This window comes from Streptomyces nigrescens, assembly GCF_027626975.1.
Classification (GTDB): domain Bacteria; phylum Actinomycetota; class Actinomycetes; order Streptomycetales; family Streptomycetaceae; genus Streptomyces; species Streptomyces nigrescens.
Genome location: NZ_CP114203.1, coordinates 9,444,360 through 9,457,195 on the forward strand (window position 1 = coordinate 9,444,360; position 12,836 = coordinate 9,457,195).

Annotated in this window: 5 protein-coding genes and 4 pseudogenes; 4 read left to right on the forward strand and 5 right to left on the reverse strand. The window is 72.1% G+C overall.

Annotation, left to right across the window (positions count from 1 at the left end):
* Positions 1-21: 21 nt before the first annotated feature.
* The 3 genes from STRNI_RS40845 to STRNI_RS40855 are packed head-to-tail and all read right to left on the reverse strand — an operon-like array spanning position 22 to position 8,316.
* On the reverse strand, positions 22-2,358 hold the full coding sequence (locus STRNI_RS40845; RefSeq protein WP_277413151.1) for a hypothetical protein: 2,337 nt from the start codon (positions 2,356-2,358) through the stop codon (positions 22-24).
* On the reverse strand, positions 2,355-7,478 hold the full coding sequence (locus tag STRNI_RS40850; protein WP_277413152.1) for a DUF6603 domain-containing protein: 5,124 nt from the start codon (positions 7,476-7,478) through the stop codon (positions 2,355-2,357). The genes STRNI_RS40845 and STRNI_RS40850 overlap by 4 nt, the downstream gene beginning before the upstream one ends.
* A gap of 34 nt (positions 7,479-7,512) precedes the next feature.
* Positions 7,513-8,316 carry a ribosome-inactivating family protein gene (locus tag STRNI_RS40855; protein WP_093648272.1) on the reverse strand — a complete coding sequence of 268 codons (804 nt, stop codon included), beginning with the start codon at positions 8,314-8,316 and terminating at the stop codon, positions 7,513-7,515.
* 138 nt (positions 8,317-8,454) lie between these two features.
* On the opposite strand from STRNI_RS40855, the pseudogene STRNI_RS40860 reads away from it, so the two are divergent.
* Positions 8,455-8,668: pseudogene (locus STRNI_RS40860) on the forward strand (MarR family transcriptional regulator); the annotation flags it as partial.
* Between the two features lie 460 nt (positions 8,669-9,128).
* Here STRNI_RS40860 and STRNI_RS40865 read toward each other — a convergent pair.
* On the reverse strand, positions 9,129-9,968 hold the full coding sequence (locus tag STRNI_RS40865) for a class I SAM-dependent methyltransferase (protein ID WP_159492147.1): 840 nt from the start codon (positions 9,966-9,968) through the stop codon (positions 9,129-9,131).
* Between the two features lie 155 nt (positions 9,969-10,123).
* Between STRNI_RS40865 and STRNI_RS41750 the strand changes: the two are divergent.
* Positions 10,124-10,817, forward strand: a pseudogene (locus STRNI_RS41750) (MBL fold metallo-hydrolase); the annotation flags it as partial.
* Positions 10,818-10,977: 160 nt separating this feature from the next.
* On the opposite strand, the pseudogene STRNI_RS41755 reads toward STRNI_RS41750, so the two are convergent.
* Positions 10,978-11,196 (reverse strand): annotated as a pseudogene (locus STRNI_RS41755) (transposase); the annotation flags it as partial.
* Between the two features lie 392 nt (positions 11,197-11,588).
* Here STRNI_RS41755 and STRNI_RS40880 point away from each other — a divergent pair.
* Together STRNI_RS40880 and STRNI_RS40885 are read left to right on the forward strand one after the other, a co-directional pair.
* Positions 11,589-12,227: a hypothetical protein gene (locus STRNI_RS40880; protein ID WP_159492151.1), complete on the forward strand. Its 639-nt coding sequence runs from the start codon at positions 11,589-11,591 to the stop codon at positions 12,225-12,227.
* A 175-nt stretch (positions 12,228-12,402) separates the two neighbouring features.
* Positions 12,403-12,795: pseudogene (locus tag STRNI_RS40885) on the forward strand (transposase); the annotation flags it as partial.
* Between the last annotated feature and the right edge of the window lie 41 nt (positions 12,796-12,836).

Below are 12,836 nucleotides of genomic sequence, written 5' to 3' on the forward strand. Positions count from 1 at the left end.
CTTTCTGTGGACGGTGTGCGGTCATCGGGCCGGCTCGCGGGTGATGAGCTGGCGGAGGGGCGCGTTGACGAGCTGCGTGGCGAGCCCGGCGGGGCCGAAATCCGCGGCGGCCTGCTGGCCGAGGGCGGTCAGCCGGGCGCCGAGCGCGCGCAGCAGGCCCGTGTCGGCGGTGGGACGCAGGTCGAGAACGGCGGGCCGGCCTGCCGGGTCGGGGCGCAGGTGGGCGTCGAGCCCGTCCGGGCCCGGGGTTTTCGGGAACGCCTCGTTGGTGATCTCTCGGGCGACGGGCGCGTCGACCCTCCGGAGATTGATCGTCCGGCGGCCTTCCAGGTCGGTGTCGATGCCGAAGGAGAGTCCTTCCGGTGGCTCGGCCAGCTCGATCTCGTCGGGCACGTCCGCGAAGAGCACGAGGAGCACGTCGGGGCCGAGAGCGTCCTGGCGCAGCACGGCGAGAGGCTTTCGGGTGTCGCCGTGGCCCCGGTAGGGGCGGACGAGCAGGCCGGGGCACTCCCGGACGAGCGCGGACCGGATGAGGACGCCCGCGCGGGGGGTGACGGCTTCGTCGCCGCGCGCCCAGGGCGCGGCGATACGGGCGACGGCGGCGTCGAGTTCGCCGGTGATGGCGATGCCGGCGGCGCCGGAGACGAGGGCGGTGAGCCAGCCGGGGTCGACGTAGAACACCCGCAGGGACTCGGCGGGCAGGGCGCTCTCGTCGGGGACGAGGGCGGGGAAGGGGATGTGGTGCAGCAGACGCAGCTTCCGGAGCCAGGCGGTGACGGGTTCGGCGTCGTCGGCGAGATGGGCGGCGAGGGCGGTGCGCAGCGCGGTGGGCGGGTCGGCGAGGAGGGCGGCGGTGCGGGCGGCCCGGCCCGCGCCGCGGTGTCCCGCCGCGGGGGCATGCAGGGCGGGGTCCGGGGGCGGGGGGACGGGCCGGGCGACGGCGGGGTGGGTGGCCGCGCGCAGGAGGCGGGCGGCGGTGCCGTCGGCCGCGAGCTCCTCCAGCAGGCCGCCGAAGGGGCGCGGGCCCATGGCCCGGGCGTGGAAGGCGGCGTCGCGCGACGAGGCCCGTGTGCCGAGGCCGGGCGCGGTGAGGCGCTGCGCCATGGCGGCCGCGCGGGCGCGGGCCTTGGTGTGCCAGGCGGACAGGGTCGCGGCGAAGTCGGCGTCGGCGAGCGCGAGGGCCCGGCCGAGCGTCCAGGCCGCGCCCCAGCCCGCGTCGAAGAGGCCCCACGCCCGCTCGTAGACCATGAGTTGGGCGGCGCTGGTCCAGCCGGGCTCCGGGGTGTTGGGGAGCTTCTGGGCGGGTTCGGCGGTGAACGGCCCCCGGTACCAGGCGTAGGTGTCCTCGCCGGTCTCCAGCCGGTAGGGCAGCGGCACCCGGCCGGACTCCAGGTGGGCGAGGGCGCTCGCGCGTGCCTCGGAGCCGTCGCCGGCCGGGGGCGGGGGCAGGCGCAGCAGCAGGTCGCGCTCCTGGCCGGTGGAGTCGAAGAGGAAGTGGCGCACCCGGCCGGCGAATCCGCCGCCGGGGGCGGGGTCGCTGGTGAAGGACCAGCTGTGCAGCGCGGCCAGCCGGACGGTGACCTCGTGGGTGAGCCGGCCCGCGTCGGCGTCGGCGAGGATCGACCGGCAGCCCTCCAGGGCGACGAGGTGCGCGGCGTACCGCGCCTGGACGGTCCGGTCGGGCAGCCGGGAGGAGACGACGACGGCGTAGGCGCCCTCGGCGAGTTGTTCACCGCGCAGGCCGGTGTCGGTGGTGACGTCGCGGACGTGCAGGAGGTGCCGGAGCTCCTCGGTGCGGGGCACGACGGTGGCGAAGACGTCGCCGGGGATGTCGACGGTGCGGCACGGCGCGGTGGGGTCGCCCTCGATCTGGGAGGGGGCGATGCGGGGGTGTCGTACGCCCTCGGCATCGGTGAGCAGTTCCTCGGCGGTCCGGGGCACGGTCACGGCGTCGGCCCGGGGGTCGGCGGGGAGCTCGCCCTCGGCGAACACCAGCAGGGCGAGCCAGGGTTCGGCCGGCGCGGCGTCTGCGCGGCCGGGTTCGTCCAGGCGCCGCATCCAGGGCAGCAGCGGGTTGGCCAGGGTCAGGTGGGCGAGGGTCGTGGAGTGGTCGGCGTGGGTGCCGGGGGCGGGGTTGACGGCGTGCACCTGGTCGTCGGCGAGCGCGAACTGCGGGGCGCGTACCTCGAAGGTCTCCTCGACGGGCACGAGGTAGCCGCCGGTGTCCACGCCGGGCAGGGTCTGCTCGGCACGGACGCGGTACAGCCCGGCGTCGATGGCCGGTTCGCGGTTGTCGCGGAAGTGCAGGACGAAGCCGGGGTCGGTGACCGGCACGGGGGCGTCGAGCTGGTCCGTCATCGTGCGGCCCCTTCCGAGGCGGTGGCGGAGAAGGTGGTGAACAGCGCGGCGGAGGCGACGGTGCCGGGCGGCAGCTGCCAGCGCCCGGTGACGGCCGGCCCGTCGGCGCCGAGGTCGACGACGGCGACGGTCGCGTCGTCGCAGGCGATGAACGCCCGGCCGGCGTCGGGGCTGAAGGTGAGGGACAGCGGCGCGGCGCCGAGCGGGAGTTCGGCCAGCAGCTCGCCGCCGGCCACGACGGACACGGCGGCCGCGTGCCGCACCCAGGCCCGGTCGCGGGGGTCCAGCGTGAGGGCGAGCGGGGCGGCGCCCACGGCGACCTCGGACTCCTTGACCGTGACGGGCGGGGAGGAGTGCGGCTGCTCGTAGAGGGTGACGACGTGGCCGGTGTCGCCCGTTCTGCGGAGGACGACGGCCCGCCGGGCCGAGCTGGTCAGCATCGCCAGCGCCGTGCCGGGGACGGTGAAGTCGTACGGCCTGTACGTGGCGCCGCTGGTCGGCACCGGCATCACCTGCACCTGGCCGTTGCTGCCCGCGGCGGCCCCGTAGACGTACACCCGGCCCGTCTCCCCCGGAGTGACGAACGTGGGTGTGGCGGGCCCGTAGACCTTGCCCCGGAGTTCACCGGCCGAGGTGTCGTAGGTGACGGTGCTGCTGGCGTCGTTGGCGTTGGCGTACAGGCGCCCCGCCTCGACGTCGACGGCGATGCCGCCGAAGTTGCGTACGTCCTGGTGGTCGACGCGTGTGTGCACCGGCGGGGTGTCCCCGGTGAGGTCGACGGAGGCGGCCGCCCAGGGCGCCGGGCAGGCGACGACCGCGCGGGTGGCGTCGCGCCTGACCACGAGGACGGTGGGCCGGCCGCCGAGGGTGATGCCGGCGCGCGGCGGCCTGGCCCGCTGGGCGACGGTGTCGATGACGGCGATCTCCTGCCCGTCGGGCCCGATCGCGTAAAGGCTCGCGCCGTCCACGGAGGTGACGGCGAGGTACGGGCCGGGCCGGCCGACCGGGACCCGGCCGATGACGGCCGCGGTGAGCGGGTCGACGGTGAGGATCTGCCCGGTGGTGTCGTCGAGGACGAGCAGGACGGGGTCGGGGTGCGGCGGCGCCGGGTCCTGGGTGAGCAGCAGCGGGTCGGCGTCGAGGCCGAGGGTGCGGGCCCCGTCGGCGTACGCGCTCACGGTGCCGTTGGGGAGCGGGCTGCCGGGCAGCAGACCGGCAAGGGCGCTGTGCATCCGGGTGCGGGCGGTGCCGGCCGAGAGCGTGGCGAACTCGTCGGCGAGGACGCCGACACCCGCCCCGTCCGGCTCGGCCAGGTGCACCGGGGAGCCGCCGGGCACGGCGTCGGGGTCGAGCGGCAAGGGGGCGTCGGGGGTGAGCTTCTCCTGGGCGAGGTCGCGTTCGGCGATGGGGCCGAGGTCCTGGCCGACGGTCTTGGGGCCCGGCACGGTGACGCGCAGCCCGGTGATGTGGTCGAGCAGGGGGTCCTGGCCGAGCGTCTTGTCCTGGGGGACGTCCGGGTCGCCCCAGAGGGCGAACGGCACGTTCCCGCGCTGGGTCTCGACGCGCCAGAGCTCCTCGCCGGGGACGGCGCGCCAGTTCGCGGTCTGTCCGCGGCGGGTGTCGCTGAACGCGACGGTGACGTGCAGGAGGCCGTCGATGTCCTTCTTGCCCATGGGGCGGATGTCGACGGTGCCCTCGCCTTCTCCGACCGGATCACGCTGGTTGAACTGCGCCCGCGCGGTGGGCACCACACTGGAGACGGCGAAGGAGAAGCCCGAGGGGTCGGCGAGCCAGGGTTCCGTACCGGCCTCGACACGTGCGGCCCGCAGCTCGGGGTCGGCGTCGGAGTCGGTCAGCAGGCCGGTGAGGGGGTGGGCGGTGAGCGGCTTCGCGGGCGGCAGGAGCTGGGTGCGGAACTCGTTCCAGTCCAGGTGCGCCGGGCCGGTCAGGGAGGCGCCGAACCGCACGGTGACGGTGATGAAGACGAACTTCGCGGTGACCGTGCCGCCGGTGGGCGGGCCCCAGAGGTCGAGCGAGGCGCCCAGTTCGCCGCTGACCGTGAACAGCAGCCTGACCTTGGCGCCGACACGCACCGAGATCCCTGCCCGGAAGTGCAGGGGCGCCCACTGGATGAGGATGTCGGCCTTGGCGGTCAGCCACGCCTCGACGATGCCCGCGCTGTAGCGCACGTCGAGCAGGCCGCCGGCCATGACGGCGTTGGGGGTGAGGGCGAAGTAGGCGGCGCCGGTGAGGGAGACGGCGGAGCCGACGGACCAGGTGAAGCCGAGACGCGGGACGACCGGGAAGTGGCGGGGCACCGGATAGCTCGGGTGGTAGCCGCCGACGGTGAGGACGAAGTCGCCGGCGTGGTCGCTCGGGGCGAACCACGAGGAGAAGGCGAAGCCGCCGGTCAGGACGCACGACGGATCGATGACGTAGGAGTCGACGAGCTGGGCGGAGGCGGTGAGTTCGCCGCGCGCCGACTGGAAGACGACCCGCAGGTCGACGCCGATACGGGCGTACGCCGTGCCCTTCTTGGGGAAGCTCGCCACGGCGTGCCCGAGGAGGGCGACGGTCAGGTCGTGGCCCGCTTCCAGGAGGAGCAGCACGCGGGCGCGGAGGAACTCGAAGGAGGTGAAGTCCAGGCCGCCGGCCAGCCAGATCTGCCCCTCGCGGGCCGTGACCCAGGGCGGTGACCCGTCGGTGAGCCGGGCGAGCGCCTGCATCGGGTCGTCGGGCAGGTCGCCGTCGAGCCCGGCCACGAAGGGGAAGGTGCTGACCTCGTCCTGGCGGGGGACGCGTACCGAGCTGTTGTAGCCGAAGCCCAGCGCCACGCCGGTCACCCGGAACGGGGGCGGGCCGCCGAACGCGGCGGTGGCCCGTCCGAAGACGAACATCGATGTCGTGCCGCCCGTCCTGCGCTGGTAGGCGCCGACCGCGGTGACGCCGAAGGTCGGCATCTCGATGGCGAGCTGGCCCTGCACCATCAGGTCGTAGCCCGGCTGCCGACGGGTGATCAGCCCCCCGCCGACGCGCAGCGGCGGCCGCTCGAAGGAGACCAGCAGCCCGTCGAGCCGGGGCTCCGGCAGCAGGGGGTCGCCGTCGAGGTCGAAGCCGAGGCCGAGTCCCTGCACGGCGATGTCGAGTCCGGCGGCGCCCAGGGAGCCGTCGAACATGAACCACAGCAGGCCGCGCTCGTAGGCGAGCCCGATGCGCTGGATCTGTACGGGCCCGAAGGAACGGCCCACGTCCACCCACAGGCCGCCTCGGTCGGCGGCCGGTGCGGCGGAGATCTCGGCGGGCAGGCCGCCGTCCGTGCCGGCGGCGGGGAGCGCGTGGGCGGGCGGAGTCGTCGGCGACGTCGGGGCGGACATGCCCACGGACAGCTCCAGGATCGCCGGACCCAGGCGCAGATCGGCACGGGCGGCGGGCCCCGCCTTGAGTCCGACGGCGGGCAGCGGGCCGACCGCGGCCGTGGTGAGGAGACGGTTGACCGTGGCCGTGATCGTGGCGTCGAAGTCGCCGGAGCTGTAGACGACTTGCAGGTTCTCGATGCCCAGGTCGCCTGCCGGGGGCAGGTACTCGCCGACGAGCGGCAGGGCGGAGAGGTCGAGCCGGGCGGAGAGATCGAGCCCGACGCAGAAGCGGGGGGCTCCGCCCGGGGGTTTCACGCGGGCGAACTTGGCGCTGTCGAGGGCAATGCTCAGATCGGCGGGAATGCCGTCGGCTGCCTCCGGGAAGAGGGCGGCGATCCAGTCGCGCAGGGAGACGCGCAGCGAGTCGTCGCCGGCAGCCCGGTACGTGGCGACGAAGACGTCCGTGCCGCCCCCGGCGGTGTCGAAGAGAAGATTGAAGCGGAAGCCGTCGACGTCGAGGGTGCCTCCGTAGCGCACACCGGTGGAATCCCGGGTGACGGCCGCGCCGAGGGACGCGGTGAGTCCGTCCGCGATCGTGAGATCGCCCTGGCAGAAGAACTCGGTCCGCACGGTGCCGGTGGTGTGGGAGACCCAGAGGCTGGTGAGTGCGAGGCTCTCGACGGGGCCCGGCACGTCGGTGAGGCCGAGCGCGGACACGACGTCCCGGATGCCGAAGGACGTGCCCGCGGTGAGCCCGCCGTAGAAGGACCAGCCCTGACCACCGCCCACTTGGGCGGCGGAGACATCGATGCTGATGGCCTGGCCGAGCGACACGGTCCCGCCGAACCGGGCCACGAAGTTCTCGTCACGGCTGTAGGACAGGTCCAGGGAGAGGCCGCGCAGCGTCAGCCCGGGAGCGATCTCCCAGGTGCCGGTGAGCTTCGTCCGGACGAGGTAGGCGTCCCCGAGGTCGGCCGCGAAGCTGAGCTCGGCGCTGCCGAGCCCGTCCGGCACCTCGGCCACGGGCATGCCGAAGGAGGTGAGCAGCTCCCGGACGTCGACGGCTTCGCCGCCGCGCAGCCGGCCGGTGACGCGCAGGTCGGGGAACCACAGGGAGATGTCGAGGCCGAGGGCGGTGGCTTTGCCGGGTGCCTTGAGGTCGAGTGCGGCGACGACGGCCATGGACGTCGCGCTGTACGCCCCGTCCTTCCGGTCGAGCCGGTAGTCGAACCCGGCGACGTGGTCGGGCGAGAACGCGAATTCCTGGAGGCCGGCCGCGGTGGCTGCCCAGACGGCGTCGCCGGCGAAGGCGCGGCCGAGGGTTTCGAGGGCGCCGGCGAAGGCGCCGGGCTGGACGGGCCGTACGGCGGCGGCGAGGCGGCCGGGCCCGTCGGCGGTGACCGTGGCGGTCACGTCGGTCTTGTCGTGGACGGCGTCGAGGAGGAGCGTCGTCGCGCCCTCGGCGGTGACGGTCACCCTCACGCCGGTCACGACGAGCGCCATGGCGGTGCCGGCGGGCCACTCCTGGGAGGCGCAGACCAGGGAGAGGGTCAGCCGGGTGCCCTCGGGGTCGATCTCGGGGGGACCGGAGCCCGCGGCGCCCTGGAGGGTTCCGTGCGGGAAGGCGGTGAGCACGTCCCGTAGGGAGTCGGGTAATTGGGCATCGACGGAGGTCAGGGTGGGTGGGGAGCCCAGGGTGAGGATGTGGGCGCGCAACGCTTCCAGGTCGACGGGGGGCTGGCCGCCGGTCTGCGGTGCGTTCATGCCGGTCTCCGCTCTGTCGGCAGGGAAGGGTTGGTCATTCACCGGCTTCAGGGCGCCATTTGGCGCCGCCGCCGATCATCGCTTCGGCCTCGACCTGGACGACGGTCTTGCCGAGGAGGGTGAGGGCGTCCGTCCCGCCGTTCGACTTCTTCGTCAGCTTCGCCCACTTCAGGATGGCGTCCCGGAAAGGCGGAGTGGTGTAATCCGTGTACTGCCCGGGGGAGTAGTGCAGCTTGACGGTGACGGTGGACTCCTGGCCCAGCCCCGCCGCCCACTTCTGCGTGAAGGACTTGGCGAACAGGCCGAACCTGGCCATCTCCGCCGTCATCCGGGCGATCACATGCAGCCCGGCCTCGGCCCCCGCGGTGTCGTCACGCCGCCCGGCTACCACGTCCCCGAGGTAGGTGTGGAGCTTGCTCAGCCGCCCTTCCATCGTGCTCCGCGACAGCGTTTCCTTGTCGGCTCCTTGTCCGTACTCGGCCTTCACGAAGTCCGACCCCTTCCTCAGGGTCATCCCGGTGGGGATCAGCTGCCTCCGGCCTGCCTCGTCGAGAGCCCTCTCCTTGTCGTCCCAGGCACCCATGAAGTCCGTGCCGCCGTCGTGCGTCCAGCCGCGCAGGTAGAGGTTTCGCTTCAGGAAGTAGAGCTGGATCGTCCTGGTCGCGTCCAACCGGACATCGACCATGAAGAAGCGCGCGTCTCCGGTCTGCCCCGGCGTGAACGTCGCGTACCGCTGGCGGAGGAACACCAGCATTTCGCTGACCCGTTTCGCCCCCGCGGCACTCGCCGGGCTGAAGTCCAGGGCATTCCCCAGTACGTCGTCATGCTCCAGGGCCATAGAAAAACCCCTCCCACCCCAGGCGCGGCCGATACGCAGATCGCTTATCAAGTCAGATCGGGGGTATGCCCGACAAGTATGCGTCTGGGACTGATAACACCTTTCGGACATGTGTGAATCCCGAACCACATCGAAGAGCGGCCCACCGCCCACCTGGTCGAGATCGCACGGCAGGGCGTCGGCATCCTCGGCCCCCACCCCAGCCGCCACCCGCCTCAAATACATCGCCCGCTCCGCCGACTTCGTCTCCGAGAGCATCGCCCGCGCCGCCGAGCAAGCCCGCGACATCCTCCACACGAAACCCGCAACGACCCCGGACGGCACCGCCACGCCACGCGCGGATCGCGCATAGCCGGCCGTCTGGAGGAGATTTCACGCGGCATCGCAGCTGGTGAGTCCGCTCGACGTAGGGTCGGGCGCCTGGGCAGGCCGCCGTCGACCATCTCGCGCGGGATCGCTCGCAACGACGGCGGCCATGAAACTACCGGGCCTCCGTCGCAGCCAAGAGACAGAGACATGCCCGCGGGCTCGGCGGCGCCCCAAGGCCGCCAAGCCCGCCAAGCCCGCCCAACTCCCCCTACTGCTGACGGGTCGGATTACGTGCGCGAAGAGATGCGCCGTCAGGTTCCCCTACGGGCCGGGGCAGTTCAGGTGCGATGACCGCCAGGGCGAGACATCCACTCTGGCCCACCGGCCTGGAGATGTCCGGAAGCCGCAGTTTCGCTCGCGTGATCCTCAAGCCGCAGTTTCGCGCGCGTGTTCCTCGCTGTCCGAAGTTGCAGGGAAGCGGGTTCCAAAGGCTGACCGTCAGGTCATGGCATGGGTCGTTGTGCGGTGACCGTGAAGTAGTCGAGGGTGCCTTCACGGTAGGCCCGCAGGAAGTTGCGAGGCCAGGTGCCGGGCTCCCACATGCGCGCCAGCCAGCGGTCCCAGCCAGGCCATACCGACGCCCCGATCGGGGTGGCACGCACCCCGGTCAGGCCGGCCCGTTCGAGGCTGCCGGTGAGCTGCGGGACGGTGTGTGCGACGTCCAGGCCGGTGCTGTATGTGTCGAGCAGTTCGGCCAGCCGCTCGGGTCGGGCCGGGTCGGCGTCGGGGACGAAGAAGCTGGCGATGACGGCACGGCCGCCGGGCCGCAGCACGCGTGCGGCCTCCCGGGCGAACGCGTCGAGGTCGCGGAAGTGCTGGGCGGCTTCCACGCTGTACAGGCAGTCGAACTCTCCCTCCGCGAACGGCATGCTTTCGGCTGCTCCGTGTGCGAAGCGCAGCTGTTCGGGGCGGCGGGCCAACAGATCGGCGTTGGCCTGTTCAGCCCGGTTGAGCTGCTGTGGATGGATGTCCATGCCGGTGACGTGCCCGAAGCCGTACTCCTTGAGCGCAACTGCGCAGCCGACCCCCAGGCCCGATCCGACCTCCAGGGCTCGCGGCTCCTGTGCAGCCGCCAAGGTGGCGAGCACATGGCGGTACATGGCCTGTTGGCTGCTGATCCGGTCGTGTTCGGTCAGCGGCTGGTCGAGGTCGATGTCCTGCCAGTAGCCGAAGTTGATGAACCCCCCGCCGAACAGGGACATCGAGCTGAGATCGGCCGGACCATACGCTTCCTGCACTGCGGGCGGGATGGGGTATGGGGTCGCCCCGGGCCGCTGCGTCATCTGCACCTCCGCGATGTAGAGCGCGCCGCCACCGTGGCGACCGCACACCCAGTACTACCCATCGGCAGCACGACCAGCGTCAGAGTGTCTGCCCTCGACCCGGTGGTGTGGGGCACCGCGACGTCGACGACCGCCGAGGCACACCCGCTGCCGCGCTGTTCACGGGGTGGAAGCCCGGCGAGGGGCTGGCCGCGCCGAGCGGGAAGGCCACCGGCGCACTGGTCACCCACCTGCACCGGGAACACACCGACGCGTCCGCGCTCGCGGACGCGCTGACGCCGGGGGCACCGGTGCTGCGACCGGCGCCCGGTCACGGCGACGACGTGGACAATGTGACGACGCTGCCGGCCGAGCGCGAGCTCGCCCTCCACCGGCTGGCTGCCGAGGTCGTGGATGCCTGGTCCACCCGCGAGGTCGGGCCGTTCCGCGTCACCGCGGTCCCCTCCGTCGACGGGCTGGGTGACCCGCAACTGAACTGGGTGGTGCAGGCCGACGGGCAACGGGTCTTCCACGGCGGCGACACGATGTTCCACGGCTACCGGTGGCTCATCGCGCGCCGCTTCAGCCCCGTTCGACGCGGTGTTCCTGCCCGCCAACGGCGCGGTGGTCGACGCGCCGCACCTGCAGCCGCCGAGCCCGCTGCCCGCCGCGATGGCCCCGATACAGGCCGCCGCGGCCGCGGAGATCCTCGACGCCCGGTGCGCAGTGCCGATGCACTACGAGGCAGAGCAGCCGGACAAGATCGCGGGCTACGTCGAGGTCTTGGACCCGGAGAATGAGTTCCGCACGCACGCCGGACGGCGCGCACACGTGCTGGCCGTCGGGGAATGGCTGGACCTGGCCACATGACCGGAAACTCCGAGGGCATGGTCGGCGGGCTCGCCTGTCGGGGCCCCCTTTGACGGGCCCGGCGGCGTGCTGATGGGCACGGACGATCGTCGACCGCGACAACCCAGCCGAGGTCGCCTTCGGCTTCGGTCTGGGGCAGGAGCGCGGTGAACATCCGTTGCCATGTGCCGTCGGCCGCCCACTTCCGCAGCGAGTTGTGGGCTGCCTTCCACGAGCCGAACTCCGCAGGCAGATCCATCCAGGGCGAGCCGGTGCGGTACTTCCAGGCGATGGCGTCGATCGCCTGTCGGTGGTCCCGCCACCTGCCACCCCGCTTCGGGGCCCGGTCTGGCAACAGCGGCTCGATCCGGGCCCATTGGGCATCAGTCAGCGACACCATCGGACCAATGATCAGATGGTCCGGAGGAAACGGCCTAGCTGTGCCTCATCTCGCCTTCGCGGAGCCCGGAACCCGTATCGGCTTGGCGGGCGCGGCGGAATTGGCGGAAGCGGTGCGGGACCGAGGCGGCGACGGGTCGGTGGATCGCGTGGTTGCTCGTATCCGTGCGGGTCTGACTTCGGACCACAGTCTGCCGGCCAGGCACAGAGATCGTGCCCGCCCGGCAGACTGCCTGCTGATCACCCACCAGCCAGACACCGGGCCCACACGCCCGGACCTCCATCGCGCACCAAGTCGTTGTCCACACGGCGTAAGTGCCGAGCCGCAGCATTGTTACGTTCTCATCATGCGGCCATGGAGCGGCCACTAATTCGGCCCCCGACATTGTCCGCATGACGCAGAAGACAGGCTCCCGTTCCCGTGCCGTACGCCTCGCGCTGCTGCTGGCCGTATCCGCCCTTGCCCTGACCACGGCCTGCGGGGGCGCCGCCGAGTCGTCCGACGGAGGGGTCGCTTCCGTCAGCAACGCGCCCTCCACCGACCAGACCAAGGACGGCGCCGACGCGTCCAAGGGCGGTGCGTCCAAGGGCAAGAGTGCGTTCTACGACGCACAGATGAAGTATGTCCAGTGCATGCGTACGGAAGTCGATAAGGACTTCCCCGATCCCAAGCTGAGCGGCCACCTCGACTGGACAATGATCGAGGAACTTCGGATCTCGATGGGCACCGAGAACGCCACCAAGGGCACCCGGCCGCGTCAGGCTTGCGGGGCCGAGATGCGGAAGGCCGCGAGTCTGGAGCCGCCCCGCGACACGCAGAAGGACTACGAGTCGATGCTCGCGCACGCCAAGTGCATGCGAGCCAAGGGCGTCTCGAAGTTCACCAACCCGCAGCTGCAGGACGGCAACGTCATCCCCGGCGGTGACCCGAACCCCACCTCGCCCGAGGTCTCGTCGGACTCGTCCACCTACAAGCAGGCCCGCCAGGCCTGCAACGACAAGCTCCTCGACGGCCTGGACGGCAGGCAGTGAGCACGATCCGGGCGGTCGTGCCGACGCGGTGGTCGCCACCGCGGATGTGGCGGCAGACCTCGAAGCCGTCGATGCTGGGCAGCATCAGGTCGACCACCGCGATCTCAGGAAAAGGGGCTCCGCCTCCCGGGGCTCGGACGCTGTCGGGGCGGTCTGACCAGCAGGATCCATCTGGCTGGTCATGGTCACCCGCGCCGACCTGCACGATTTCGCAGCCGCCAACGAAATCCCCTTCCGCCTCCGCCTGATGCCCCCCCCGAGATCACGATCGTGTGGGCCGACTCCGCCTACGCCGGCAAGCTCGTCGACTGGGCAAAACAGCACCTCAACCTCACGATCAAGCCGGTCAGCCGTCCTAAGGTCGCCTCCGGCTTCGTCATGCGGCCCCGCCTCTGGGTCGTCGAACGGAGCCGCGTGGATGATGCACGCCCGCCGTCACGCGAGGGACTACGAACGGCTCATCCAACACTCCGAGACGCTGATCACCTGGACGGCCATCACCCTCATGATCAGGCGCCTGGCCCGGAAGGCACCACCCCAGCTGGCCGAGGAAACGAGCGCCGGCCGGCACCTGACGGCGCTTCGCTTCTTCTACTCGGTGCCTGACCC